General features: G+C 60.1%; 22 protein-coding genes. 10 read left to right on the plus strand and 12 right to left on the minus strand.

Annotated features, from left to right (window positions below; translation table 11 throughout):
- Nucleotides 1–15 precede the first annotated feature (15 nt).
- The 6 genes from fabG (at nucleotide 16) to gmk (ending at nucleotide 5,768) form a co-directional block, all read left to right on the plus strand.
- Entirely contained in the window at nucleotides 16–753 is a 738-nt protein-coding gene (gene fabG / locus EX00_RS26730; RefSeq protein ID WP_007702484.1) for a 3-oxoacyl-[acyl-carrier-protein] reductase, read from the plus strand.
- 290 nt (nucleotides 754–1,043) lie between these two features.
- On the plus strand, nucleotides 1,044–1,280 hold the full coding sequence (locus EX00_RS26735; protein ID WP_047464729.1) for an acyl carrier protein: 237 nt from the start codon (nucleotides 1,044–1,046) through the stop codon (nucleotides 1,278–1,280).
- A gap of 111 nt (nucleotides 1,281–1,391) precedes the next feature.
- The gene (gene fabF, locus EX00_RS26740; RefSeq protein ID WP_047464732.1) at nucleotides 1,392–2,654 is read left to right on the plus strand and encodes a beta-ketoacyl-ACP synthase II; all 1,263 of its coding nucleotides are present in this window, start codon (nucleotides 1,392–1,394) and stop codon (nucleotides 2,652–2,654) included.
- Between the two features lie 219 nt (nucleotides 2,655–2,873).
- Complete coding sequence (gene mltG / locus EX00_RS26745; protein WP_047465178.1) at nucleotides 2,874–4,103, plus strand: endolytic transglycosylase MltG; 1,230 nt, start codon at nucleotides 2,874–2,876, stop codon at nucleotides 4,101–4,103.
- Nucleotides 4,104–4,214: 111 nt separating this feature from the next.
- Entirely contained in the window at nucleotides 4,215–5,102 is an 888-nt protein-coding gene (locus EX00_RS26750) for a YicC/YloC family endoribonuclease (protein ID WP_047464734.1), read from the plus strand.
- Between the two features lie 3 nt (nucleotides 5,103–5,105).
- Nucleotides 5,106–5,768, plus strand: coding sequence for a guanylate kinase (gmk, locus tag EX00_RS26755; protein ID WP_047464736.1), 663 nt, complete (start codon nucleotides 5,106–5,108; stop codon nucleotides 5,766–5,768).
- Nucleotides 5,769–5,792: 24 nt separating this feature from the next.
- Here gmk and rsmA read toward each other — a convergent pair whose 3' ends face one another.
- The 7 genes from rsmA to EX00_RS26790 all read right to left on the minus strand — a co-directional run bounded on the left by rsmA (nucleotide 5,793) and on the right by EX00_RS26790 (nucleotide 14,226).
- Complete coding sequence (rsmA, locus tag EX00_RS26760; protein WP_047464738.1) at nucleotides 5,793–6,620, minus strand: 16S rRNA (adenine(1518)-N(6)/adenine(1519)-N(6))-dimethyltransferase RsmA; 828 nt, start codon at nucleotides 6,618–6,620, stop codon at nucleotides 5,793–5,795.
- Complete coding sequence (gene pdxA, locus EX00_RS26765; RefSeq protein ID WP_047464742.1) at nucleotides 6,620–7,645, minus strand: 4-hydroxythreonine-4-phosphate dehydrogenase PdxA; 1,026 nt, start codon at nucleotides 7,643–7,645, stop codon at nucleotides 6,620–6,622. The genes rsmA and pdxA overlap by 1 nt, the downstream gene beginning before the upstream one ends.
- 8 nt (nucleotides 7,646–7,653) lie before the next feature.
- Nucleotides 7,654–8,604, minus strand: a complete 951-nt coding sequence (locus EX00_RS26770; RefSeq protein ID WP_047464744.1) for a SurA N-terminal domain-containing protein — start codon at nucleotides 8,602–8,604, stop codon at nucleotides 7,654–7,656.
- 208 nt (nucleotides 8,605–8,812) lie between these two features.
- The gene (locus EX00_RS26775; RefSeq protein ID WP_234709118.1) at nucleotides 8,813–11,125 is read right to left on the minus strand and encodes an LPS-assembly protein LptD; all 2,313 of its coding nucleotides are present in this window, start codon (nucleotides 11,123–11,125) and stop codon (nucleotides 8,813–8,815) included.
- 74 nt (nucleotides 11,126–11,199) lie between these two features.
- On the minus strand, nucleotides 11,200–12,285 hold the full coding sequence (gene lptG / locus EX00_RS26780) for an LPS export ABC transporter permease LptG (RefSeq protein ID WP_047464748.1): 1,086 nt from the start codon (nucleotides 12,283–12,285) through the stop codon (nucleotides 11,200–11,202).
- The gene (locus tag EX00_RS26785; protein ID WP_047464750.1) at nucleotides 12,282–13,457 is read right to left on the minus strand and encodes an LptF/LptG family permease; all 1,176 of its coding nucleotides are present in this window, start codon (nucleotides 13,455–13,457) and stop codon (nucleotides 12,282–12,284) included. The genes lptG and EX00_RS26785 overlap by 4 nt, the downstream gene beginning before the upstream one ends.
- Nucleotides 13,458–13,560: 103 nt before the next feature.
- Entirely contained in the window at nucleotides 13,561–14,226 is a 666-nt protein-coding gene (locus EX00_RS26790; protein ID WP_234709125.1) for a phosphatase PAP2 family protein, read from the minus strand.
- A gap of 328 nt (nucleotides 14,227–14,554) precedes the next feature.
- Here EX00_RS26790 and EX00_RS26795 point away from each other — a divergent pair, with 328 nt between their 5' ends.
- A complete protein-coding gene (locus EX00_RS26795) occupies nucleotides 14,555–16,051 on the plus strand; it encodes a leucyl aminopeptidase (RefSeq protein ID WP_047464753.1) in 1,497 nt (498 codons plus the stop codon).
- A gap of 32 nt (nucleotides 16,052–16,083) precedes the next feature.
- Entirely contained in the window at nucleotides 16,084–16,533 is a 450-nt protein-coding gene (locus EX00_RS26800) for a DNA polymerase III subunit chi (protein ID WP_047464755.1), read from the plus strand.
- A 36-nt stretch (nucleotides 16,534–16,569) separates the two neighbouring features.
- Here EX00_RS26800 and EX00_RS26805 read toward each other — a convergent pair whose 3' ends face one another.
- Nucleotides 16,570–17,118 carry a GrpB family protein gene (locus EX00_RS26805; RefSeq protein ID WP_047464757.1) on the minus strand — a complete coding sequence of 183 codons (549 nt, stop codon included), beginning with the start codon at nucleotides 17,116–17,118 and terminating at the stop codon, nucleotides 16,570–16,572.
- A gap of 74 nt (nucleotides 17,119–17,192) precedes the next feature.
- A complete protein-coding gene (locus EX00_RS26810) occupies nucleotides 17,193–18,116 on the minus strand; it encodes a Gfo/Idh/MocA family protein (RefSeq protein ID WP_047464760.1) in 924 nt (307 codons plus the stop codon).
- Between the two features lie 231 nt (nucleotides 18,117–18,347).
- Between EX00_RS26810 and EX00_RS26815 the strand changes: the two genes are divergently transcribed.
- Both EX00_RS26815 and EX00_RS26820 read left to right on the plus strand, forming a co-directional pair.
- The gene (locus EX00_RS26815) at nucleotides 18,348–18,923 is read left to right on the plus strand and encodes a TRAP transporter small permease subunit (RefSeq protein WP_047464762.1); all 576 of its coding nucleotides are present in this window, start codon (nucleotides 18,348–18,350) and stop codon (nucleotides 18,921–18,923) included.
- Nucleotides 18,923–20,689, plus strand: a complete 1,767-nt coding sequence (locus EX00_RS26820; RefSeq protein WP_047464763.1) for a TRAP transporter large permease — start codon at nucleotides 18,923–18,925, stop codon at nucleotides 20,687–20,689. The genes EX00_RS26815 and EX00_RS26820 overlap by 1 nt, the downstream gene beginning before the upstream one ends.
- 84 nt (nucleotides 20,690–20,773) lie before the next feature.
- Here EX00_RS26820 and EX00_RS26825 read toward each other — a convergent pair whose 3' ends face one another.
- From EX00_RS26825 to EX00_RS26835, 3 genes are all read right to left on the minus strand, one after another.
- The gene (locus tag EX00_RS26825; protein ID WP_047464765.1) at nucleotides 20,774–21,880 is read right to left on the minus strand and encodes a TRAP transporter substrate-binding protein; all 1,107 of its coding nucleotides are present in this window, start codon (nucleotides 21,878–21,880) and stop codon (nucleotides 20,774–20,776) included.
- Between the two features lie 144 nt (nucleotides 21,881–22,024).
- Nucleotides 22,025–24,085: a prolyl oligopeptidase family serine peptidase gene (locus EX00_RS26830; RefSeq protein ID WP_047464766.1), complete on the minus strand. Its 2,061-nt coding sequence runs from the start codon at nucleotides 24,083–24,085 to the stop codon at nucleotides 22,025–22,027.
- Between the two features lie 121 nt (nucleotides 24,086–24,206).
- Nucleotides 24,207–25,088, minus strand: a complete 882-nt coding sequence (locus tag EX00_RS26835) for a polysaccharide deacetylase family protein (protein ID WP_047464767.1) — start codon at nucleotides 25,086–25,088, stop codon at nucleotides 24,207–24,209.
- Nucleotides 25,089–25,189 lie beyond the last annotated feature (101 nt).

Here is a 25,189-nt window from a genome sequence, read left to right on the forward strand (position 1 = left end):
AACGAGGGACACCACATGCTTGATTTGACCGGCCGCAAGGCCCTGGTAACCGGTGCTTCCGGTGGTATCGGCGAAGAGATCGCAAGGTTGCTGCACAAGCAGGGCGCTATCGTCGGCCTGCACGGCACCCGTGTCGAGAAGCTTGAGGCGCTCGCCGCCGATCTTGGCGACCGCGTCAAGATCTTTCCGGCCAACCTGTCCAATCGCGAAGAGGTCAAGGCGCTCGGCGTCAAGGCGGAAGAGGAACTCGGCGGCGTCGACATTCTGGTCAACAATGCCGGCATCACGAAGGACGGCCTTTTCGTGCGCATGAGCGACGAGGATTGGGACAGCGTGCTGGAGGTCGACCTCACTTCCGTCTTCCTCCTGACGCGGGAATTGACCCATCCGATGATGCGTCGCCGCTATGGCCGCATCATCAACATCACCTCCGTCGTCGGCGTCGTCGGCAATCCTGGCCAGGCCAACTACTGTGCGGCCAAGGCTGGCATGGTCGGCTTTACCAAATCGCTGGCGCAGGAGATTGCGACCCGCAACGTGACAGTCAATTGCGTCGCCCCAGGCTTTATCGAAAGCGCCATGACCGGCAAGCTCAACGACAAGCAGAAGGAAGCGATCATGGGGGCTATTCCCATGAAGCGCATGGGCAACGGCGCCGAAGTCGCATCCGCCGTCGCTTATCTTGCTTCCTCCGAGGCGAGCTATGTCACCGGCCAGACGATCCACGTTAACGGCGGCATGGCGATGATCTGAAATGGAAAAGTCTATTGGCGGGAACTTTCCCTCCAATAGCATGTTGAGCAACGCAGAAGTGGCGATTTTCTGGCTTTGCGACAGACTTAAACCGTGTTAAGCGGGCCATGACTGTGAACAGTCGCCCCGAAAATGTAGAAGGACTGTGCCGCGTATAAGGCGGCCGGGCCGGATCTCAGGGCGGGGTTGAACAGATTTGCCAGCGGCGCCAATAGGGGCGTTGCAGGCTTTGAACAGGGTAGGAATGTCAGACGACATTCTGATCAGGACATAAAGTCGAGGAAACCGACATGAGCGATACCGCAGAACGCGTAAAGAAAATTGTTATTGATCATCTTGGCGTTGACGCCGACAAGGTTGTTGAAGGCGCTAGCTTCATCGACGACCTCGGCGCAGACTCGCTCGACACCGTCGAACTGGTCATGGCCTTTGAAGAAGAATTCGGCGTTGAAATCCCCGACGACGCTGCCGACTCGATCCTGACGGTCGGCGACGCGGTAAAGTTCATTGAAAAGGCCCAGGCCTAATCATTTGCGCTTTTTGATGGGCGGGCTCTTGGAGTCCGCCCTATTTCGTCCGGCAAGGTCGGGCGTTCCATATTTATACGCATGGCATAAGAGGACGGGGGTCTGCAGGCGATGAGACGTGTCGTTATCACGGGTACCGGCATGGTATCTCCTTTGGGCTGTGGCACGGAGGTGTCGTGGTCGCGCTTGATCGCCGGGCACAACGGCGCACGTCTCGTGACGGAATTCGAGGTCGAAGACCTCCCCGCAAAGATTGCTTGCCGCGTTCCGGTCGGTGATGGCAGCGACGGCACATTCAATGCCGACGACTGGATGGAACCCAAGGAACAGCGCAAGGTCGACCCTTTCATCATTTACGGCATGGCGGCCGCCGACATGGCATTGGCCGACGCCGGCTGGCATCCGACCTCGGATGAAGACCAGATCGCGACGGGCGTCATGATCGGCTCGGGCATCGGTGGCCTGGAAGGCATTGTCGAGGCCGGCTATACGCTGCGCGACAAGGGCCCGCGGCGCATTTCGCCCTTCTTCATTCCTGGACGTCTCATCAATCTCGTTTCCGGCCAGGTTTCGATCCGCCACAAGCTGCGCGGTCCGAACCACGCCGTCGTAACCGCCTGTTCGACCGGCGCGCACGCCATTGGCGACGCAGCGCGCCTGATCATGCTCGGCGATGCCGACGTCATGGTTGCCGGCGGCGCCGAAGCGCCGGTCTGTCGTATCTCGCTTGCCGGCTTTGCCGCCTGCAAGGCGTTGTCGACGGACTACAATGATGATCCGCAGAAGGCGTCGCGCCCCTACGACCGCGACCGCGACGGTTTCGTCATGGGCGAGGGCGCCGGCATCGTCGTTCTGGAAGAGCTGGAACACGCCAAGGCGCGCGGCGCCAAGATCTACGCCGAAGTGGTCGGCTACGGTCTTTCCGGCGACGCCTATCACATCACCGCTCCGTCCGCGGACGGCGAGGGCGCGTTCCGCTGCATGACATCGGCCCTGAAGCGCGCCGGTCTGACACCGGCGGATGTCGACTATATCAATGCGCATGGCACCTCGACCATGGCCGACACGATCGAGCTCGGCTCCGTCGAGCGGCTGGTCGGCGACGCCGCGTCCAGGATCTCGATGTCATCGACCAAGTCCGCGACCGGCCATCTTCTCGGGGCTGCCGGCGCAATCGAGGCAATCTTCTCTGTCCTCGCCATTCGCGACAATGTCGCCCCACCGACGCTGAATCTCGACAATCCGGAGCGTGAGACGGCGATCGATCTCGTTCCGCACAAGGCCCGCAAGCGGGAGATCAATGTCGCATTGTCGAATTCCTTCGGATTCGGCGGTACGAATGCGTCGCTTGTCCTGCGGCGCTACGAGGCATAATAACTGCGCCTAAATCCGAAAGGCGGGAGGGCTTTTCGGCAAGGCTATGAGCACCCTTGAATGTTGCCGCGTCCTTCACGCATCTCACCAGATGCTGTTGCGGTAATGTCTGATCGGTCGAAAGCGGAGCTCCATCAGGCTCCGCTTTATCTCCTGAACCTGCTTTTTGCCGCATTGCTTGGCCAAAGAGCAGGCAACGACAAAATGAAGGGATTGCCGGTGAGCGATACTAACCAGAGCAACGGAACTCCGAACGGGCAGAAGGGGCCGATCATCCCGAAATCGGCCAGTGAAGCGCTGCGTCCGGAGCGTGTTCCGGATCCGCCAAAGCGCTCGCGCAAGGCCCGCAGCCAGATGGTGATCTTCCTGAACTTTTTGATGACGCTGGTTGTCTTTGTCATCGCTCTCGCGATCATCGGCGCCTATTACGCCATCTCTGCCTATCAAAGCCCAGGGCCTCTGACGACCAACAGCAATTTCATCGTGCGCAACGGCGCTGGTCTCGCCGAAATCTCCAATCGACTCGAAGCGAACAACATCATCTCCGACGCTCGCATTTTTCGCTATCTGACGACCACCTATCTGCATGATGGCGAGACGTTGCGGTCCGGCGAATACGAGATCAAGGCCGGCGCTTCCATGAAGGACATCATGGAACTGCTGAAATCCGGCAAGTCGATCCTTTATTCGGTGACCCTGCCGGAAGGGCTGACGGTGCGCCAGATATTCAACAAGTTGCAGGCCGATACCGTGCTCGAAGGCGATCTGCCGTCGGCGCTGCCGGCGGAAGGCAGCCTGCGACCCGACACCTATAAATTCACGCGCGGCACCAAGCGGACGGAGATTGTCCAGCAGATGGCGGGGGCGCAGGAGAAGCTCGTCGATCAGATCTGGGAGAAGCGCGATCCGAGCCTGACGCTTGCCAACAAGCAGGAATTCGTGACGCTGGCCTCGATCGTCGAAAAGGAGACCGGTCTGGCGGATGAGCGCGCTCATGTCGCCTCGGTCTTCCTGAACCGCATTGGCAAGGGCATGCGTCTGCAATCCGATCCGACGATCATCTACGGTCTCTTCGGTGGCGATGGAAAGCCGGCTGACCGGCCGATCTTCCAGTCGGACCTGAAGAAAGAGACATCCTACAACACCTATATCATCAAGGGCTTGCCGCCGACGCCGATTGCCAATCCAGGCCGAGATGCATTGGAAGCTGTTGCCAATCCCTGGAAGACGCAGGACCTCTATTTCGTTGCTGACGGCACCGGTGGGCATGTCTTTGCCGCAACGCTGGAAGAGCACAATGCCAATGTCAAGCGCTGGCGCAAGCTCGTTGCGGAGAAGGGTGAAGACCCGAGCGCGATCGCGGTCGATGGTCAGCCGGACGATGGCGCCGCCGCTACCGCCGGTTCCGGCGCTGCTACCGGCACACAGCAGAAAAAGAAGACGAACTGATCCTTGGCCCGCGCCGTGCTTTCAATGGGACGCATGGGCGGACTCACGTTACAATCGTCCGCGATACGCTGATTTTCGGCGGATGGCGGATCATAATCTTCGGAGGCTTGCATGGTGCTGCAGTCCATGACCGGTTTTGCCCGGCGTGAAGGAACGAGCGGGCGCTCTCGCTGGGCATGGGAGCTGCGATCCGTCAATGGCAAAGGCCTCGACGTCCGCTTGCGTCTGCCGCCGGGGCTGGAGCGCCTGGAAATTGATGTGCGCAAGCTGATCACCGACAGGTTTTCACGCGGCAATCTCCAGGTTGGCCTCTCCGTGTCCGTCGATGAAAGCCGGGTCGAAGCCGTCGTCAATCAGGGTGCGCTGGCAACCGTGCTGGCACTTCGCGACCAGCTGACGGGCATCATCGATCCCGCGCCGCTGCGGCTGGACACGCTGCTCGGCATTCGCGGCATCGTGGAGTTCAAGGAAGCCGAGGAGAGCGAAGACGTGCTTACGGCGCGAGATGCCGACATCATGGCGGGCCTCGATGCGGCACTTGGCGATCTCAGCGATATGCGCGGCCAGGAGGGCCGGGCACTCGGTCAGATCCTGCTCGGCCAAGTCGCCACGATAGAGGCACTGACGGCCACGGTGGAGCGCGATCCTTCGCGTTCGCAGCAGGAGATTGCCGCGAAGCTGGCAACGCAGGTCTCCATGCTCCTCGAGGGTGCCGCCAGCCTCGATCGCGACAGACTGCATGCCGAGGCCGCGCTCATCGCTACCAGGGCAGACCTGCGCGAGGAGATCGACCGGCTGAAGGCGCATGTGGCTGCTGCCCGCGACCTCATAGCCAAGGGCGGACCGGTCGGACGCAAGCTTGATTTCCTTGCACAGGAATTTAACCGGGAATCGAATACTATCTGTTCGAAATCGAATGCCGCGGCTGTGACCGCCGCCGGTATCGAATTGAAAGTGGTCATCGACCAGTTCCGCGAACAAGTCCAGAATTTGGAGTAGGCCATGAAGCCGGCGATATCCACTTCCATTCCCATTGCCCGCCGGGGGCTGATGCTGGCCATTTCCTCGCCGTCGGGCGCGGGAAAATCGACCATCGCGCGCACGCTGTTGGACACCGATAAGCACGTCGGTCTTTCCGTCAGCGTCACAACGCGGCAACGCCGGCCGAGCGAGATCGCCGGCGTGCACTATCACTTCGTCTCGCAGCGGGAATTCGAACGGCTTCGCGATTCCGATTCGCTCCTCGAATGGGCCGAGGTGCACGGTAATTTCTACGGCACGCCGCGCGAGCCGGTGGAAACGGCGATGGCCGAGGGCCGCGACATGCTCTTCGACATCGACTGGCAGGGCGCACAGCAGCTTCAGGAGAAGATGCCCGCCGATGTCGTCTCCATCTTCGTGCTGCCGCCGACCATGACGGAACTGCAATCGCGCCTGCACCGTCGCGCCGAGGATTCCGAGGAGGTGATCGCCACGCGGCTTGCCAATTCGCGATCCGAGATCGCTCATTGGCGGGAATATGACTATGTCATCATCAACGACGACCTGAATGCCGCCTTCGACGCCGTTCAGTCGATCGTCAAAGCCGAGCGCCTGCGCCGCGACCGTCGTCACGGCATGTTCGATTTCGTGCGCGGTCTTCTGGAAGAAACGCCGAAGCTCTGATCCCGATCGGAGACTCTGATTAGATCAGAGACAATTCGCCAACCTGCAGAACTCCTCGACGGAGAGCGTTTCGGCGCGTCGCTGCGGGTCGATATTGGCCTTCTGCAGCAGCGTTTCGCCACCGAGCGATTTCAGGCTCTGCCGCAGCATCTTGCGACGCTGGCCGAAGGCGGCCAGTGTTACCTTTTCCAGCTTGTCGACGGCGCAGGGGATCGGGTTTTCCCTAGGCGTCAGATGCACCACCGTTGAGGTCACCTTCGGCGGCGGCGTGAAGGCCTGCGGCGACACGTCGAAGGCCATGTGCGCCTGCGTGCGCCAGCCGCAGAGAACGCCGAGACGGCCGTAGTGATCGTCATCCTCGTCGGCGACGATCCGCTGGCCGACCTCTTTCTGGAACATCAGCGTCAGCGATTGCCAGAAGGGCGGCCAATTGCCCGGCAGTAGCCAGTTCACCAGCAGCTGCGTGCCGACATTATAGGGCAGGTTGGCGATGATCTTCACTGGGCCTTCCGGCACCAGCGCCGCGAAATCCGTCTTCAAGGCATCGCCCTCGATGACCTCCAGCCGGCCGGGATAGTGATCGGCGATTTCGGCCAGCGCCGGCAGGCAGCGCGCGTCACGCTCCACGGCGATGACCTTGGCGGCTCCGAGCGCCAGGATGGCGCGCGTCAGCCCACCCGGTCCGGGTCCGACTTCGAAGACAGTAACGCCTTCCAGCGATCCGGCGGTGCGGGCAACCTTCTGGGTCAGATTGAGGTCGAGCAGAAAATTCTGGCCGAGCGCCTTGCGCGCATCAAGGCCATGGCGCTGGATCACATCGCGAAGCGGGGGCAGGCCGTCGAGTGCAGCCATCAGCGATTGCTTCCCGTTGCGTTGCTAATCTCGTTTCCCAGCTTGAGGGCGGCCACGAGGCTATCCTCCTTGGCGACGCCCTTGCCGGCAATGCCGAAGGCCGTGCCGTGGTCCGGCGAGGTGCGGACAAAGGGAAGACCGAGCGTGACATTGACGGAATCGTCGAAGCCAAGCGCCTTGGCGGGGATCAGAGCCTGATCATGATACATGCAGATGGCAACGTCATAGCGACGGCGCGCATCGTCATGGAACATCGTGTCGGCGGGAAGGGGTCCGAAGGCATCGATGCCCTCGTTACGGAGTACCTTGATCGCTGGGCGGATGATCTCCTCATCCTCTTTGCCGATCGCGCCGCTCTCGCCGGCATGTGGATTGAGACCGGCGATCGCCAGCCGCGGCTTGGCAATGCCAAAGCGGGTTCTGAGGTCGTGATCAGTGATCCGGCAGGTTTCGATGATCAGATCGGCCGTCAACGCTGCCGGCACGTCCTTCAGCGGGATATGAATGGTGACCGGTATGGCCCGCAATTTCGGCCCGGCCAGCATCATCACCGGTATTACCGGCTTGCCGGTCGCACGCGCCGCAAGGTCGGCTAGGAATTCGGTATGGCCGGGAAAGCCGAAGCCGGCATCGTAGAGGACCGATTTCGCGATCGGATTGGTAACGACGGCGGATGTGTCGCCATTCATGCTGAGCGACACCGCCGTTTCGATGGCCGCAATCGTCCCCTTGGCCGTCGCGACATGCGGTTCGCCGGCGACCACGGTCATGCCGGCGGCGATCGGCAGTACCGGCAGTGCTTCGGCAAAGACGCCAATAGCCGTCGATGCGTCGGTTTCCCGCAAGGGGACATCCAGGTTCAATTGCAGGGCGCGCGCCGCAAGGACTTTCGGGTCGCCGAGAAAGAGGAAAGGCGGCAGGGAAAGCTCGCCGCGGCGGAGCCAGGCGGCGAGCGTAATGTCAGGTCCGATGCCTGCTGGGTCCCCTTGCGTCAGCGCGAGGGGGCGGGAAGGGTGCTGCGGCATCGCGGCAATCAGCGATAGAGAATCTGCGCCTTGGAGCGCAGTTCGTCCATATACTTCTTGTCGTTGGCGCTAACGCCCTGTGCACCGGCCTTGCCGATGTCTTCGGCGCGGAAGACGGCGGCGGCGGCAACGTCGTCGTTCACCTGACGCTGCGAGCAGATGGCGACATATTCAACGCCGCGATCGGTGACGACAGGGCTTGTCGTGTTGCCTTGGGCCTTTTCGAGCATTGGCTTCCAGATTTCAGGAAGATCGGGGGCAAGCACGCGACCGAGATCCTGGACGGAAACGTCACGCATGGTCGCGGCAAAGACCTTCGCCTGATCGCAGCCTGGGAACTTGGCTCGCGAGGCTTCAGCCTCGGACTTGCGCTGGTTGAGGATGGCATTTCGTTTCGCGGCCGGGACAACGAAGACGATCTGTTTCAGGAAATATTCCGTGGTGACCGGCTTCGTCTTGTTTTCCGTCATGCGCGTCACGAGGTCGTCGTTCGACAAGCGGTTGGCGTTACCGGAGCCGAAGCGGGCGTTGACGACGCGCGGCCAGCTCATGGAGACGGCGACATAGGATTTGAAGTGATCGACGCCAACACCCATCTTGTCGAGGATCTGGCCAAGCTGCTGCGGCGACATCTTGTTGCTCGCGGCGAAGCGGCCAAAGGCGCTGTCGACGTCTGACGTTGATACCGACATGCGCACGCGGGAGATTTCAGCGCGCTTCAGCGTCTCGTCGACAAGCTGTTCCTGCGCCAGCTTGTTGAGGTCGCCCTTTTGGTGTTGCAATTTGAGGAAGTTGACACGCTTGGCGATATCGCCCGAGGTGATCACCGAGTTGTTGACAACGACCTTCACCTCGCTTGCGGCGAAAGCAACGTCGCTGCTCGGCATGGCGAACGTAGCCATGATCAGCGCCGCGGCTCCGAATAGCACAGCGCGTATCGGTGTCTTTCCAGAGAACATCAATTACCCCTTCCCAAAGGTCCTTATCCGCACTGCGTCACATCGGGACGCCGTTCGCGCAATACGGCAATTTTGCGCCACATGTCTACAACAAGCACGACGAATTGCAAAATCCTTGCGGCGAAACAATGACGGGGAGGAGAGTGCCGGGCGGTTTCAAACAAAAAGGGCCGGCTGGGGTGCCGGCCCTCTTTTTGAGTTTGATGGATCAGAACGTGGCGTCCTGGGTATTGCCGAGATTGACGTCACCGAGCGTGCGGAACGTTATCCTGGCACCGACCGACCAGTTGCTTGCCGATGCATCCGTCGAATCCTTCTTGTTCAGGAAGGAAATGCTGAAGATCGTGCATTCGTCCTCATAGGAGAGTCCGACGCCCTGGCGGGTGATCTCGCTATCGTTGATGTCATAATTCACCGTACCGAACACCGACCAATATTCCTTGAACTTGACCTGGGCGCGCGTCTGGATTTCATCCTGATCCGAGGTGAAGCCATATTGCGGTTGTGCTGCAATATGGGTGTAGGTCGCGGAGGTCTGGAAGACATCGTTGGCGAAGCCGACCGTGGTATCGCCGCGGCGGAACGCGAAATCCTTCTCGTCGAAACGATAGGACTGCGAAAGTGAAATTCCCTGCGGCGTGGTGAGGCCAAACATGGTCACATAGTCGGAGCGGGTGGTTTCAAGTCCCGAATCCGCGCCGACACCGGCAAGATCGCTCTCGGCGAAGGAATTGCGGCCGGCAAGCTGGAAGGATTGGCCGAAGATATGCTGCAACTTGTAACCACTGTCGAAGCTGCCGGTATAGCGCCAACCGACATTGGCGCGTGTGCCGCCTTCAACACGGTCGAAGCCCGAGAACTTGTCACGATCGAACAGATTGGTCGCATCGAAGACAAAGCTCTGAGCGTCCTCATTCGGCAGCTCTCCGGCAAGCTGCTCGTCCGGACGCACATAGAGCTGCGCGATCGGCTCGAACACATGCGTGCTGTTCCTGGTGGTGACGAGGAAGGGATACTTCGCTTCAAGGCCCAACGTCGCCATACCACGCGTGGCATAGTCGCTCGTGTCGTAATTGCCGGAATAAGTGCCAGCTCCAGGCGCATCCATGTCGAGGCCATAGACGTCGCCGCGAAGTGCCGCCAGCGGTGTCAAAACCAGGCCCTGATCCGTGGTGAAGGTACGCTGCCACTGCACCTCGGTGCTCAGGCGCGTATAGTCTCCCGAAAGACCGAGGTAACGGTCATTCAGCCTAGGATCAAGCGGATTATCCCCAAGACTTGCGACATTATCGAGCACGGACGTCTTGTCACGCGACAGGTGCGTGAAGTTCATCGTCGCCGACAGCTCACCGCCATAGACAGACTTCGGGTCGACATAGTGATAGTCGATGCTCGGATAGACGACAGCCTGCTGCTTTTCGGCGGTGCTGTTATCATCAGTGTCCTGGACGTCGTAATAGAAGGCGCGCATATCGAAATAATTGCGCTTGCCGAGACCGGTCAGATAGGCCTGGTTGGTATGGGTGCTCTGGTTGAGGCCATCCAGCCCATAGGTGCGTGAGAAGTTATTGTCGCTCTGCGCCATGACATCCCAGCCGAATGTCCAGCGAGGATTGATCGTGAAATCCGCCTTGGAGGAGATCATGCCGCGAGCCTTGTGCTCGGAATCGCTGGTATTGGCGGTGAATGATTCGGGGTTCATCTGGTTGATGCCGGCGACGCGGAGAACATGCGTGCCGTTTTCAAGACGTTGCCGGAATTCGCCCTCGAGCAGGAGGCCCTGGTTCGTGTAGCCGGTGGCGCTGACCGTCGCGTCCATGCTCGGCGAGATAACGTAATAGTACGGAACCTTCAGACCGAAGCCGAGGTGTTCGGACATGCTCGCCGACGGAAACAGGAAGCCGGACTTGCGCTTAACCGTGTTGTCCGGAACTTCGATCCACGGAATATAGGCGATCGGTTGGCCGAACAGTTCGAAGCGAGCATGCTCGAGGCGGACGGTATGCGTCACGCCGTTCTGCACCACGCGCTGTGCCTTGACCTGCCACAGCGGCGCACGGCCTTTTTCGGAGCAGGACTGACAGGCGGTATAAACGCCCTTCGTCAGAATCAACTGCGTTCCGCCGACACGCTCGCCCTTTTCGGCGGCCATGCGGGTATTGTCCGGCATTTCGATGCGCAGGGCGTTGACGAAACCGTCGGAGAAGCTATCGGTGACATCCATTTTGTCACCGTACATGCGATTGCCGTCTGGGCTGATCAGCTCGACATTGCCGATTGCCGTCATCCGGCCGGACTTTTGATTATATTCAACCTTCTGGGCGACCATTTTGTAGCCGCCATAGTTGATCTGCACGGCACCGGTGGCGGTGACGATCTGGTTGTCCTTGTTATAGACCAATTCGTTGGACGAAAGGATCAGCTTGGAGCCGTCGGGTACATTGACCTTTACAGGAGCGGTCGCAGCACCGGCGCCGCCATTATTGTTGGTGGCCTGGGCGTAAGATACGGCCGGGCTCATGATATACGCGCATGCAGCCGTGCCCGTAACAAGGGCAGCTACAAACTTTCTGATACTCTTGCGGTCGCCCGCCACTAGCCGTCCTCCTGATGAAGCAGGATCGTTGCTCCGAATGCCAAAGCGACGACCACGGGTATCCATGTCGCCACGAAGGGAGGAACCACTCCGCTGCTCCCAAATGCCTTTACAAGCACGGTGACAACATAAAGCACGAAGCCTGAGAGGATTCCACCCAGAATCACGGAGCGCGATTGGTTGAATCTACTGAATTTTAGGGACACGGTTGCTGCGATCAGCGTCATTGCCACCAAAAGGAATGGCTGTGATAGCAGCGAATGAAATTGCGTTTCAAGCGCCTTGGTTGAGATGCCAAAGGACTTAGCAATCTTTATTCGATTAGAAAGATCATAAAAAGCAATGGTTTCCGGCTGCGCCAAGCGCTCGGAGACGAAATCCTGTTTCAGATTCGTACGAACCTGTGTCGTGGTTTTGTGAACGGGAATTTCGCCAGGCGCGCGCTCGACGACACCGTTAAGAAGCCAGTAACCATTTTCCAAGTTAGCCGACTGGGCATCCTGCCTCAGAATGATATTTCCCTGTGAATCGAAGTGGATAAAGACAACGTTCATCAGCGTCGTGCCGTTGTTGAGAACGGCTTTGGCACCGATGATGATGTCGCTTTTGCCATCCGACTGACGCAGCCACGGAATGGAAAGTGTATTGCGATAGGACGGGTCGCCACGCAGATCGGCTTCCATTGTCTCCGCCTGCCGCTGACCCCATGCCGCAACCGGATTGAGGGCAAACATGGTCAGCAAGCCGACGCAGAAGGCGCCGACCACGAAAGGCGTCATGAACTGCCAGACGGAAATGCCGGCCGCGCGTGCGATCACCAGTTCGCGGCGGCGATTGAGCGCGATCAGCACGGTCATGCCGACGAACAGGGCGATGAACGGCACCGTCTGCTGCATGATGAACGGCAACCTGACCGCTGTCATCAGCAGGCCGATGCGGACCGTATACCCCGGAAGGCCAGCGAGCCGGCCAGCGGTCTCGCTGAAGTCGATCAGATACACGAGCGAGGTGACGCCGAGGAAAAACCAGAGCGTCGTGATGATGTAGCGCGTGAAGAAGTAGCGGCCGAGCGTGCTGAAGATCATGCGCCGCTCCCATTCGAGCTGCCGGGTGTCGGGAGGCGCTCCTGGATCTTCTGCCGCCAGCTGCCGAAACGATTGCGGATCGACACCGGCATGGTCATCCTTCGGCTTCTGAACAGCAGGAAGATCGCAATCAGCGTCGCGCCAATGTTGATCGCATAGAGGATGCCGACGAAATAGGGCGCCGTCTCGATCTGGTTGGCCGCGTAAAAATCCGCCCAGCGCAATGCGAAGGCGATAGTGAGCGCCGATACCATGGGATGCAGCCGCGCCTCGCGATGGGATCGCGCATCGCCGGCGATAACCAGGGATATAAGAGCAAAAATGGCCGGGAGTGCCCAATCGGTGAGGCGACGGTGCAATTCGGAGCGGTACCCCGCCGGTTTGGCTTTATAATCCGCATCGTTAGGATCTGGATCGAGCAGGAATCCGAGGCTACGATCGCCGGCGCGAAGGGTCGCCTGACCACGGCTCTGCGTCATGTCGGAAAGATCGAAGGAATAGGAATCGAATTTGATGACGGAGACGTTGCCATCGGATGTCTTGCGGTGGACTTCGCCGTCCTTCATCAGCAGCGATGAACCGCTCGCGTCGACGGCGCCTTCCTTGGCATAATAGATGAGATCGAAAGCGGGATCGCGCGAATCCACCACGAACAGCCCCTTCAGGATTCGCCCCGACATGCGCTGGGTGATCTGCACGTAGAGCCCGTCTTCGATGCGCCGGAAATTCTTCTCCTCGATCACGGTCGAGAGCAGGTCGGCATAGGCTTCCGCGACCATTTGCCGGGCGGCGACGCGGGCCTTCGGTTCCACCATATTATCAACGAGGAAGGAGAAGACGCTGATCGCTATGGCGAGAATCATGATCGGGCGGATGATGATGCTCCGCCTCGCGCCGGCCGCTTCCATGACGGTCAGCTCCGAATCGCTGTTCATCGCGGTTAGGGTCTGCGTGATGCCGATGACCAATGCGAACGGCAAAACGACGGGAATGATGGTAGGCAGAATAAGGGTCGCAAGCGTTGCGAACGAACCAATCGACTGACCGCTATCGGTCACGAGATTGATGCGCTGCAGTACCTGAGTCGTCCATATAATCGCGAGCACCGGCAGCAGGGCTACCAGGAACATCATGCCGACACGCCGTACGATATATGTTTCGAATAACTTCATGCCGGCCCTTAAACGCAACGCTCCATCGGGCGAGCCGGCAGAGATTCATCCTCCTCTACGCTGTTTGCGTTTTTTTGGCGACAACCCACTCGCAAAAAATTCGTTAATTTTCTGAGATTCTTCTGCTGTGTGTTGTTTGGGAGAGGGCCATAAGCGCGGTGAATATGACAAGAGAAGAGAGCCAGCCAAGCACGGCATCCGACAGATAGTGGCTTCCGAAGGCCACTCTGAGGGCTGGTATGAGGATAGAAACGACCGCGATCGGCGGCGCAAGGGCGGTGCGGGCCGGCTGTGGGATGATGAAGATCAGGCAGAACAGCCAGCCGGCGGCGGCAGCTTCGCCGGAAATGAAGGAGCAATTGCTGACGCATTTTCCGGCAAAGGAGCCGGCATGAACGAAATCGAACGTGCCGCCGAAGAGGTCGGTCTGCCGTGGCCGTGGACGGCCCGAAAACGCCTTGAGCCAGAGATTGACGATCAGCACGGGGCCGAGAAGCAGCGAACCGAGTGCGACCTTCAGATTGCGGTCCCGCAACGTCTTGAAGGTTGCGCCGTGCTGCTGCCCGCACTGGATCAGCATCCAACAGAGGACGGCGGCGACGATATAGGGGAGCTGGAAGAATATCTCCCTGAGCAGGCGCATATGCGGATCGTCACCATACGGGAAAATGCCGCAGACCTGACCGAACCTGGCGGGGACGATGCATTGTTCCGGCAGGAAGAATATATTGGCTATGGCGAGATCGATCTGTGGAAAAATCGAAAACAGTCCGAGCAATATCCACCACAAGCAGAAGAGAGCGACGAATGCATCGCCCGCAGTGCGAGGCTGCAGGATCTCGGGAAAACGGTCCTGGCGATCGAAGCTATTGAAATCAATGATCAAGGTGGTGTTCCGGTCAATGATAACGCCGGGCAGGCGGCGGCACAAAAGGCGCACGCCGATAGGCTAGCGACAATAGATGACAAGGATTTGAAGGCGGAAAAAGGCGCTTCTTTTGCTGAATATCTCGCCAAAGCTTGTATTCGATGGGAAAAGCTTGAATGATCTAGGGCTATAATTCCATTTTGTAATATGCATATCCATCGGAGCAGAAATGTCTGTGAAATTCGAGATTTCCTTTGCCAAAACGGTTCGACTCAATGGCGGTCTTGCCATTCTCCTGAAAGACACGGACAGCGAATTGCCGGCGGGGGCCGCAAGCGCCGATCCGGCGAATGTTTTCGCCAAGGCCGCACGCATCGCCCGTTTCACCGCCAAGGGTCTGTCGAGCCTCGATATCGTCGCGCCCGAGGGGTCGCCGGTCGACCGGATCGTTGTCATCGGCACCGGCAAGGCGAAGGAACTCAACGCGCATGACTGGCTGAAGCTCGGCGGCGGCGCCGCGGCGCGGATCCGCAATGTCGACAAGGCCGCGATCTTCATCGATATGCCCGGCGCTGAGGCCGGAGGCAAGGCTGCTGCCGATTTTGCGCTCGGCATGCTGCTACGGGCTTACAGCTTCGACACATACAAGACGAAGAAGAGCGACGACGAGGACAAGAACGGTGCGCAGAAATCCGTGAAGGTCACCATCGTCACCCCGGATGCCGCAGCCGCAAAGAAGCTTTTCGGTGCCTCGGAAGCGATTGCCGGCGGCGTTATCCTCGCTCGCGATCTCGTCAACGAGCCGCCGAACATTCTCGGCCCGGTCGAGTTCGCCGCCAAGGCCAAGGCGCTGGAGAAACTTGGCGTCGAAGTGGAGATATTGACGGAGCGTGAGATGCGCCGGCTCGGCATGGGCGCGCTGCTTGGCGTGGCGCAGGGTTCCGTGCGTCCGCCGCGCCTGGTGATCATGCAATGGAAGGGCGGCAAGGCGAAGGAAAAGCCGGTCGCCTTCATCGGCAAGGGTGTCGTGTTCGACACCGGCGGCATTTCCATCAAGCCCGCCGCCGGCATGGAAGACATGAAGGGCGACATGGGCGGGGCCGCCGCCGTCACCGGCCTGATGCATACGCTTGCTGCCCGTGGCGCCAAGGTCAACGCCATCGGCGTCATCGGCCTGGTCGAAAACATGCCCGATGGCAATGCCCAGCGTCCGGGCGATATCGTCACATCCATGTCCGGCCAGACGATCGAGATCATCAATACGGACGCCGAAGGCCGGCTCGTGCTCTGCGACGCGCTTTGGTACACCAATGACCGCTTCAAGCCGCAGTTCATGATCAATCTGGCGACCTTGACTGGTGCTATCCTGGTGGCACTCGGCAATTTGCAGGCCGGCCTGTTCAGCAATGACGACCAGCTGGCAAACCAGCTCACCGCCGCCGGCCTTGTCACCAACGAACGCCTGTGGCGCATGCCGCTTGGCAAGGACTACGACAAGATGATCGACAGCAAGTTTGCCGACATGAAGAATACCGGCGGCCGCTATGCCGGCTCGATCACCGCCGCCCAGTTCATTAAGCGCTTCGTGCAGGAAACGCCCTGGGCGCATCTCGACATTGCCGGCACGGCGATGGGCTCGACCCTGGACGAGATCAACCAGTCCTGGGGTTCGGGCTTCGGCGTGCGCCTGCTCGACGAACTGGTTCGCGAGAACTACGAATCGTGACCTTCGAGCATGTTTGAGATAGGAGAGGCGGCATGACCGACGTTCTCTTCTACCACCTGACGGAATCGAAGCTCGAAGATGCCCTGCCGCCGCTGATCGACAAGAGTGTCGAGCGCGGCTGGCAGGTCGCCATCCAGACACGCGAGCCGGCCAGGCGCGATGCGCTCGACACCCATCTTTGGATCTATCGCGAAGACAGCTTCCTGCCGCATGGCACGGACGAAAGCGAGATGGCGGACCAGCAGCCTGTCCTCTTGACCGTCTCGCCGGACAATCTGAACAACGCCAGCGTCCGCTTCTTCATCGACGGCGCCGAAGCCGCCGATATCGAGACCTACCAACGCGCCGTCTTTATTTTCGACGGCTACGATCAGGAACAATTGGAAGGCGCCCGCGCGCAGTGGAAGAAGCTGAAGGGCGAGGGGCATAGTCTCACCTATTGGCAGCAGACCCAGGAAGGGCGCTGGGAGAAGAAAGCGTGATGCCTCTCCTTCTCCCCTCGGGGATTAGGTAGGGGCTTAATCGCCGTACACGGCGAGAACCTTTTCGATAAAATCTTTCTTCGATGCCGTATAGGCGGCGCGATTGTCGGCATATTTGCCGGCCAGGTCGATCTTCAGCATTTCATAGGCCAGTGCCACATCGGGATTGGCGCGGAGCCTGTCGCGAAACAGAAGCCACTGATTCCAGTTGGGGCTATTATATTCAACGATATGAACGAGATGCGTGCGCGTCTCGCCCTTGACGCCGCGGCCGAAAATATGATCGTCGGGAACGATATCGGTGCCGGCATAATCGTAGCCGATCTCTTCCATCAGCGGGATGCACGCCAAACCGTCTTCAAAGCGTCTGACGCCGACGGCGATATCGATGATCGGCTTGGCCTTGATCGAAGGGATCGACGTGCTTCCGATATGCTGGATATCGAGAGCGAGATCGCCGAGTGCCCGACGAATGCCAGCTTCCTCCAGCCGGTAGGCTTCCAGCCATCGGGCATTCGACTCGGCAAGCGTGACACACTTGTTCCCGACGCCTAATCCGAAGCTATCGTCGCCTTCCGAGGACATTCCGATCTCCCTGACAAATGAAGATGCGCCACTCTATAACATGGCGCGCGGCGCATCTCACCGGTCAATGAAGCTCAGTCGTGGAAAGCCTCGACGAACTTGCGCTTGCCAAGCATGAAGGCATCGGCGACGTGGCGTAGCGGTGCGAGGTCGACATCGGATGTGCCGGCTTTGACGATCTCGGCGAAGCGGCGGTAGAGCGAGGGATATTCGGCCTCCGGCGCGGTGAATGTCAGTTCGCCGTTGACGGAAAGCTTCGAGCCGCCTTCGGAGAGCACCATCTGGCCCGCTTCGGTTTCGGCGACGATGTCCCAGCTCTGCTTACCGGTCTGGCGCCAGTCGAATTCGGCATGAACCGGAAGTCCCCGGCCGCTCTTGAACTGCAAATCGGCGGCAATCGGCGAATCGCGGTTTTCGGGAAATTCCAGCACGGCGCCGGTCAGGAAGAGTGGCGGCAGGATGTGGGTGACGATCGACAGTGCGTTGATGCCCGGATCGAAGACACCGAGACCGCCGGCCTGCCAGATCCATTCCTGGTTCGGATGCCAGTGGCGTACATCTTCCTTCCAGATCACATGCGCGCTCTTGATCGTCGTCGCGTCGAGGAAGGTCTTGGCCGCTTCGACGGCGGGTGCGTAGCGCGAATGCCAGCTTGCAAACAGCGAAACGCCCTTTGCCTTTGCGAGCGCCTCAAGATCGGCGACCTCGCTCAGCGTCGCGCCCGGCGGCTTTTCCAGGAAAACATGCTTGCCGGCCTGGAGTGCCTTGTAGGCGGCCTCGTAGCGATATTGCGGCGGCATGCAGAGCGAAACAGCATCGATCTCGGGAACCGCGTCCAGCATGGCCTCGATGGTGGTGAAGGATTGGATGCCTTCGACCGTGCCATGGCGACTTGCCGTGGCAACCAGTTTGAAATCCGCATTGTTGGCGATGGACGGAAGATGCTGGTCGCGGACAATCTTGCCGACGCCGACGATAGCGAGGTTGATGGGGGACATGGGTGTCTCTCGATTAGTATGATTATTGGTATGGTCTTTTATCAGAACGTCGGAGGTGGGCAAGGGCGGGAAAGCGCAAATGCGACGCTGCTTCGACACAGGGCCACGCTCACCCTGCCATCATCACACTTGGAAAACCAGCTTAGGCTCTTGATTGACAGCGTGAAATCGGCACTCTGCCTGTGCGCGGCGAAAGGATCCTGGGAAGAAACTGCCGCGGGGGGAAAAATCATGAAAGCATTGCTCGGCTTCAGCCGGCTCATAGATCATGTCACGGAGGTCATCGGCAAATCGGTCTCCTGGCTCATCCTGGTCGCCGTTTTGGTCAGCGCCGGAAACGCCGTCGTCCGCAAGATGTTCAACATCTCGTCGAATGCCTGGCTGGAAGCGCAGTGGTATCTGTTCGGCGCCGCCTTCATGCTTGCCGCCGCCTATACACTTAGGCAGAACGAGCATATCCGCATCGATATCGTCTACGGTTCCCTGTCGCGACGCGTGCAGCACTGGATCGACCTTCTCGGCCATTGCCTGTTTCTCATGCCCTTCGTGCTTTTGATGATCTATGACCTCGTGCCCTATGTCCGGATGTCCGTCATGTCCGGCGAGGTTTCCTCCAGCGCCGGCGGCCTGGTCATCTGGCCGGGCAAGGCATTGCTGCTGGCGGGCTTCTTTCTGCTGGCGCTGCAGGGTGTCTCCGAGATCATCAAGAAGATCGCCATCATGCGCGGCGATATGGAGGACCCGACACCCTATGTGCCGACCCATGCGCCCCTCGATATCGAGACGCATGCAGGGGAGGTGCGTTGATGATCGAATTCATTGCCGTGAACATGGCTCCGATCATGTTCGCCTCGCTGGTCATCTTCCTGCTGATCGGCTATCCCGTCGCCTTCGCGCTTGCCGCCAACGGCCTGCTGTTCTTCTGGATCGGCGTCGAGCTGGCGCCTTATTCCGGCGGCTCGATCAACCTGTCCTGGCCGTTGCTCAACGCGCTGCCGGATCGGTTCTGGGGCGTGATGTCGAACGACACGCTGCTGGCGATCCCGTTCTTCACCTTCATGGGCATCGTGCTGGAGCGCTCCGGCATGGCCGAGGACCTGCTCGACACGGTCGGCCAGCTCTTCGGGCCGATCCGCGGCGGCCTTGCCTATGCGGTCATCTTCGTCGGCGCGCTTTTGGCCGCCACCACCGGCGTCGTTGCCGCCTCGGTCATCGCCATGGGTCTGATCTCGCTGCCGATCATGCTGCGTTATGGCTATGACCGGCGGGTGGCGTCCGGCGTCATTGCCGCGTCCGGCACGCTGGCGCAGATCATTCCGCCGTCGCTGGTGCTGATCGTGCTGGCCGATCAGCTCGGCCGCTCGGTCGGCGACATGTATGCCGGTGCGCTGATCCCGGGCCTGGTGCTGACCGGCCTCTACATGGGCTACGTGCTGATCATGTCGATTGTCCGGCCCAATTCCATGCCGGCGCTGCCGAAGGAGGCGCGCTCGCTCGGCTCCGGCGTCACCTCGCTCTTCGTCGCGTTGCTGGTCTGCGCCGGCGTTGCCTATGCCGCCCATGTCTACCTGACACCGATCTACGGCGAAAACGCCGACATTCTCGGTGCAACCGTTGGTGTCGCGTTCATCTATGCCATCGCCGTCATCGACAAGACGATGAAGTTCAACCTGATGTCGCGCTTGGCGCAGCAGGTGATCATCGTACTGATCCCGCCCCTGGCGCTGATCTTTCTCGTGCTCGGCACCATCTTCCTCGGCATCGCAACACCGACCGAAGGCGGTGCGATGGGGGCGGTGGGCGCGCTGATCATGGCGGCGGGCAAGGGCCGGTTGAACATGGACGTCATCCGCTCGGCGCTGGCGTCGACGACACGGCTTTCGTCCTTCGTGCTGTTCATCCTGATCGGTTCGCGGGTGTTCTCGCTGACCTTCTACGGCGTCAACGGCCATGTCTGGGTAGAGCATCTGCTGGTGTCGCTGCCGGGTGGCGAAGTCGGCTTCCTGATCGCCGTCAACCTGCTCGTCTTTGTGCTGGCCTTCTTCCTCGATTTCTTCGAGCTGGCCTTCATCATCGTGCCGCTGCTGGCGCCCGCCGCCGACAAGCTCGGCATCGACCTGATCTGGTTCGGCGTCCTGCTCGGCGTCAACATGCAGACGAGCTTCATGCATCCACCCTTCGGCTTCGCGCTGTTCTATCTGCGCTCGGTCGCGGCAAAGGTGCCCTATCTCGACAAGGTGACGGGCAAGAACACGGCGCCGGTGACAACGGGGCAGATCTATTGGGGAGCGGTGCCCTTCGTCGGTATCCAGATCGTGATGGTGGCGTTGACAATCATGTTCCCGCAGATGGTCATGCATTACAAAGGCTCAGGCACGGGCATCGATCCCAACACGATCAAGATCGACGTGCCGGGTTTCGGCACCCCCGGTCAGGACAACGGCGGCGGCCTCGGCCTGCCAGGCTTGCAGCTCCCAGGCAGCAGCTCGCTGGATGATAAGCCTGCCGGTCAGAATGGCGGGCAGGCCAATCCGCCCGCCAATGACCTCAGCCAGCCGCCATCGTTTAAATGAGGGGAGCGCCGCCGCTCTTTATGCCTTCAAAAAGAAAAACCCCGGAGCAACACTCCGGGGTTTTCGTTTGACGGTGGGCGAAGATCAGATCTTCCCGGCGCGCTGCTGCGTCATCATGTAGACGTCGTAGCTGTATTCCGCGACCTGGGCGTAGAGGTAATGCTGGCCGCGAAAGGCCTTGATCGATTCCCAGATCTTCTTGAAAGTCGGGTTCGAGGCTTCCATTTCGGCATAGACCTCGTTCGACTTCTCGAAGCAGGCATTGAGGATTTCCGTGCTGAACGGGCGCAGCTTGGCGCCTTCGGCGACGACGCGCTTGATGGCCGCCGGGTTCAGGTAGTCGTATTTTTGCAGCATGTTGGCATCGGTCGCCTGGGCGGCGGTGCGCAGCAGGGATTGATAGGCCTTCGGCAGGCCATCATAGGCCGTCTTGTTGAACATGACGTGGACCGTCGGGCCGCCTTCCCACCAGCCGGGATAGTAATAGTAGGGCGCGACCTTGTAGAAGCCGAGCTTTTCGTCGTCGTAGGGACCAACCCATTCGGCTGCGTCGATCGTACCCTTTTCCAGCGCCGGATAGATGTCGCCGCCGGCGATCTGCTGCGGCACGACGCCAAGGCGCTCCACCACCTTGCCGGCAAAGCCGCCGATACGCATCTTCAGGCCCTTGAGATCGGCGACCGTATTGATTTCCTTGCGGAACCAGCCGCCCATCTGCACGCCGGTATTGCCGCCGGGAAAACCGATCAGCCCTTGCGTTGCCAGGAATTCGTTGAACAGGTCGATGCCGCCGCCGTGATACTGCCAGGCGTTCATGCCACGGGCATTAAGCGCGAAGGGAACGGCCGCTCCCAACGCCCAAACCGGATCCTTGCCCCAATAATAATAGGAGACGGTATGGCAGGCTTCGACCGTGCCTGCAGAGGCCGCGTCGGCGGCCTGTAGGCCGGGCACGATTTCGCCGGCCGCGAAGACCTGGATCGTGAAATTGCCGTCGGTCGCTTCAGAGACGTATTTCGACAGCACTTCCGCGCCGCCATAGATCGTGTCGAGCGACTTTGGGAATGATGACGTCAGGCGCCAGTTGATTTTCGGAATGCTCTGAGCAATGGCCGGAGCCGCAAGGGCCGCGGCGGCAACCGAGCCCGCACCGGCCACGCCGGCTTTCCTCAGAAATGAACGACGATCCATCTATATTCTCCCCCCAGGATACGAGCGGGCGGGTTGGCCCGCTCTTCGTGATCACGATGCAACTAATCATGTCGCTCGATGCGTTTCAAGCGCACCTGAAGATCTGCAACCGTTGATTTCCGCGGGACCCCGAAAGGATCGAAATCAGGCTTCGTCCGGTTTCATGATCGTCTCGCGGAGGAAACTGTATCCCAGGGCGATACGCGCCGCGAGATCGCTCGAAGCGCCATCGCCGCCATGGCCGCCCGAACCGAATTCGTGGAACAGCGGATGGTGGCCAAGCTCCTCCATCCGTGCCGCGAACCGCCGGGCATGCGAGGGATGAACCCGGTCGTCATTGCTGGAGCTTTCGATATAGATCGGCGGATAGGTGAGGTCCGTAGCCGGCTTCAGATTGTGCAGCGGCGAATAGGAGAGCAGGTAATCCCGGTCCGCCGGGTCGTCGGGATTGCCGTATTCGTCGATCCAGGCTTGCCCGGCGGGGAAGGTGTGGAAGCGGGTCATGTCCAGCACCGGCACCTGGCACCAGATCGCGCCGAAGTCCCTCGGATAGCGCGTCAGCATCGCGCCGGTCAAAAGGCCGCCATTGCTGCCGCCATTGGCCGCGATGCGCGATGGCTTGGTATAGCCGCGCGCGACCAGATCGCGGGCGACTGCTGCAAAGTCGGCAAACGCCCTGTGGCGGCCATGGCCCTTGGCGGAGCGATGCCAGTTCGGGCCAAGCTCACCGCCGCCGCGAATATAGGCCTGCACATAGGCGCCACCCTGTTCCAGCCAGCGGCCGATGACGCCCGAATAATTCGGACTGAGCGAGACGTCGAAGCCGCCGTAACCATACATCAGCACCGGCAGTTCGCCCTCTGTCCACGTCTTCGGCAAGACCAGCCGGTATGGCACCTTCGTGCCGTCTTCGGATGTGCCCTCGAGCAATTCGGAGGTCATGCCGTCGCTGTCGAAATAGGTGGGCGAGCCGGCGGCGCGAGCCAGTTCAAGCGGCTTCTTGCGATTGGAAAGCTCCAGGCGATAGCAGGATGGCGGCTGCAGGAAGCCTTCGCCGTAGACTTGCAGGGTGTCGTCGCCGAGATGCAGCTCGGCATAGAGCGGCTGCAGCGCAACCGTTTCGACATCCGCTGGCAGCGAGATCTCCTGGATCTCCGCATCCGGCTTGGTCAGGTCTAGGACGAAAAGACGGGGCTGCAGATTGTCGGAGACGACAAAGACGCACCATTCGCGCATCAAAAGAAACTGCGATACGGATTGCCGCTCATCAGGCGAAAACAGGATGCGCGTCGCCTCGGCGCTGATATCGCCGGCCTGTCGCGGCAAGGGCTGCAGCGCCAGAGCGCCGGCGGGTATGCGCTCATCGGTCTTGGCGAGCCAGAGGCAATAGGAATAGTTGAACTGGACATCGATTTCCTTCGGCAGATCGATCCGTCGCAGGGAAAAGTCCGGATCCTTGACGAAGACGCTGCAGCTGCCGATCTCATGACCTGTAATGAACAGGCGGATCGGCTTGGCCGCGCCCTTCTTGGTAATGCCGGAGAGCACCGGATCGATGACCACGCAGGACCCGTAGACGTCCGTATCGGCGGTGGCGTAGAGCAGCGGCGCGTTTGCCGGCGCTTGGCCGCGCTTCAGGCGGCGGCCGACGCGAGGCCAACCGGAGCGCGTTGCGGATAGGCGGTCGATCGAGCCGAAATAGGCGATCTCGTCGCGGCTGAGCCAGGTCGCATGGCAACGTGCCGGCGGCGTATCGAAGCCGCCCTCGACGACGCTCTTGGTCTCGCAATCGAACTCCAGCAGCCGCCCGAGATCGGAGCCGCCATCGGAAAGACAGATCAGCACCCGCGTCGGTTCCCAGGGGCAGGTGATCGCGCCGCGCCAGATCCAGAGCTTGTCCTCCAACGCGCAGAAGGCGTCGAGATCGAAGATCGGCTCCCATGGAGCGCCGGGCACCGGGTCCAGGTCGGCCGGAAGTCGCCGCCACACGCCAAGGGGATGATCCGCGCTGCGGTGGAAATCAAACAGCCACTTGCCACGGCGAACCGGCTGGATCAGCCGGTCCTCGCGCTCGATCATCGCCTTGATCGCCGCGCTGTCGGCCTCAAATTCGGGCGTCAGGAGGGAACGTTCCGACTGTGCATTCCTCTCGGCGACGAATTGCAGGGTGAGGGGATCGTCGTCGTGCTCGAGATGGAGATGCATAAGATACCTGATACGCTATTGATGATGTGAATCGCATATAAACAAATCAAAATGCACCCGGAGAAGCAACCGTGCTTCCCCAAGTGCATGCCGTCATACAGATTTCCGGTGTCCGTCCGCCTCAGCGCACCATCTTGATATCGGCCTGAGCGACCAGATCCGAAGTCGGCTTGGGGGCGGCTTTATACTTCAGCGTCACGACCTTGTAGCCCTCTTTTTCCATGCGGGTCAGAAGGGCCGGCAGCATGGTGGCTGTGCGCTGGTGGATGTCGTGCATCAGGACGATGCCACGGCCGCGCTTGCGCAGCTCGTTCATGGTACGCGATGCGACGGCGGCGGGCGACAGGGTGAAATAGTCCTTGCTGTCGACATCCACATCCATGATGACGAGATCACGCATGGTGACGGCCGTGCGCAGGCGCCTGGAATCGGCAAGGTAGGGGAAGCGGAAGAAGGGGACGTCCGTGCCGACGACCTTGGCGACGGCATTCTTGCCACGCATGATCTCGGCCATCGCCATGTCGAAGCTCATAGTGTCGAGATCCGGATGACGAAACGTGTGGCTTCCGATGGTTTCGCCAGCGGCAACGACCTTGAGCGCCGTCTCCGGATGCGCCTGCGCCATCTCGCCGACCATCATGAACGTCGCCTTGACGCCGAACTTGTCGAGTGTTGCGAGAATGCGCTCCGTCTTGCCGGGAGCAGGGCCGTCGTCGAAGCTCAGGATGACTTCCTTGTCGTCGAGCTTCAGGTCGTGCAGCGAGGAAACTTCCAGCGTCCGCCCCGCAAGCGTGTGAGAGCGACCTTTGTCGCTCGTCTCAACGTCGGCGCTCGCCCATTTGGTCGGTTCCATCTCAATGGGGTCGTTGGCCTTCAACGCCTTGTGCTGCTGCTCCTCGGCGGCAAAGCTCGTCTTCAACGACGCCTCGTTCCCTGGCTTCGTGGCGCAACCGCCAAGGGATAGGGACACGGCAAGGCCGGCCAATAGAAGACGGTAGGTCATCGGGAGCGCTCAATATATGTGTTTGAATATTGAGCGTATTTTCCTCGATTATGGTTAATGATCGGTTAGGATCAGTGCCCGAACAGCTCTAGAAACAACCG

The organism is Martinezella rhizogenes (assembly GCF_000799715.1).
Taxonomy (GTDB): domain Bacteria; phylum Pseudomonadota; class Alphaproteobacteria; order Rhizobiales; family Rhizobiaceae; genus Rhizobium; species Rhizobium rhizogenes_C.

What these genes read in the sequence shown, in the direction of transcription:
- fabG (WP_007702484.1), top strand. Translation starts at nt 16, where the DNA reads ATGCTTGATTTGACCGGCCGCAAGGCCCTGGTAACCGGTGCTTCCGGT.
- EX00_RS26735 (WP_047464729.1), top strand. Translation starts at nt 1,044, where the DNA reads ATGAGCGATACCGCAGAACGCGTAAAGAAAATTGTTATTGATCATCTT.
- fabF (WP_047464732.1), top strand. Translation starts at nt 1,392, where the DNA reads ATGAGACGTGTCGTTATCACGGGTACCGGCATGGTATCTCCTTTGGGC.
- EX00_RS26750 (WP_047464734.1), top strand. Translation starts at nt 4,215, where the DNA reads ATGGTGCTGCAGTCCATGACCGGTTTTGCCCGGCGTGAAGGAACGAGC.
- gmk (WP_047464736.1), top strand. Translation starts at nt 5,106, where the DNA reads ATGAAGCCGGCGATATCCACTTCCATTCCCATTGCCCGCCGGGGGCTG.
- rsmA (WP_047464738.1), bottom strand. Translation starts at nt 6,620, where the DNA reads ATGGCTGCACTCGACGGCCTGCCCCCGCTTCGCGATGTGATCCAGCGC.
- pdxA (WP_047464742.1), bottom strand. Translation starts at nt 7,645, where the DNA reads ATGCCGCAGCACCCTTCCCGCCCCCTCGCGCTGACGCAAGGGGACCCA.
- EX00_RS26770 (WP_047464744.1), bottom strand. Translation starts at nt 8,604, where the DNA reads ATGTTCTCTGGAAAGACACCGATACGCGCTGTGCTATTCGGAGCCGCG.
- EX00_RS26775 (WP_234709118.1), bottom strand. Translation starts at nt 11,125, where the DNA reads ATGAGCCCGGCCGTATCTTACGCCCAGGCCACCAACAATAATGGCGGC.
- lptG (WP_047464748.1), bottom strand. Translation starts at nt 12,285, where the DNA reads ATGATCTTCAGCACGCTCGGCCGCTACTTCTTCACGCGCTACATCATC.
- EX00_RS26785 (WP_047464750.1), bottom strand. Translation starts at nt 13,457, where the DNA reads ATGAAGTTATTCGAAACATATATCGTACGGCGTGTCGGCATGATGTTC.
- EX00_RS26795 (WP_047464753.1), top strand. Translation starts at nt 14,555, where the DNA reads ATGTCTGTGAAATTCGAGATTTCCTTTGCCAAAACGGTTCGACTCAAT.
- EX00_RS26800 (WP_047464755.1), top strand. Translation starts at nt 16,084, where the DNA reads ATGACCGACGTTCTCTTCTACCACCTGACGGAATCGAAGCTCGAAGAT.
- EX00_RS26805 (WP_047464757.1), bottom strand. Translation starts at nt 17,118, where the DNA reads ATGTCCTCGGAAGGCGACGATAGCTTCGGATTAGGCGTCGGGAACAAG.
- EX00_RS26810 (WP_047464760.1), bottom strand. Translation starts at nt 18,116, where the DNA reads ATGTCCCCCATCAACCTCGCTATCGTCGGCGTCGGCAAGATTGTCCGC.
- EX00_RS26815 (WP_047464762.1), top strand. Translation starts at nt 18,348, where the DNA reads ATGAAAGCATTGCTCGGCTTCAGCCGGCTCATAGATCATGTCACGGAG.
- EX00_RS26820 (WP_047464763.1), top strand. Translation starts at nt 18,923, where the DNA reads ATGATCGAATTCATTGCCGTGAACATGGCTCCGATCATGTTCGCCTCG.
- EX00_RS26825 (WP_047464765.1), bottom strand. Translation starts at nt 21,880, where the DNA reads ATGGATCGTCGTTCATTTCTGAGGAAAGCCGGCGTGGCCGGTGCGGGC.
- EX00_RS26830 (WP_047464766.1), bottom strand. Translation starts at nt 24,085, where the DNA reads ATGCATCTCCATCTCGAGCACGACGACGATCCCCTCACCCTGCAATTC.
- EX00_RS26835 (WP_047464767.1), bottom strand. Translation starts at nt 25,088, where the DNA reads ATGACCTACCGTCTTCTATTGGCCGGCCTTGCCGTGTCCCTATCCCTT.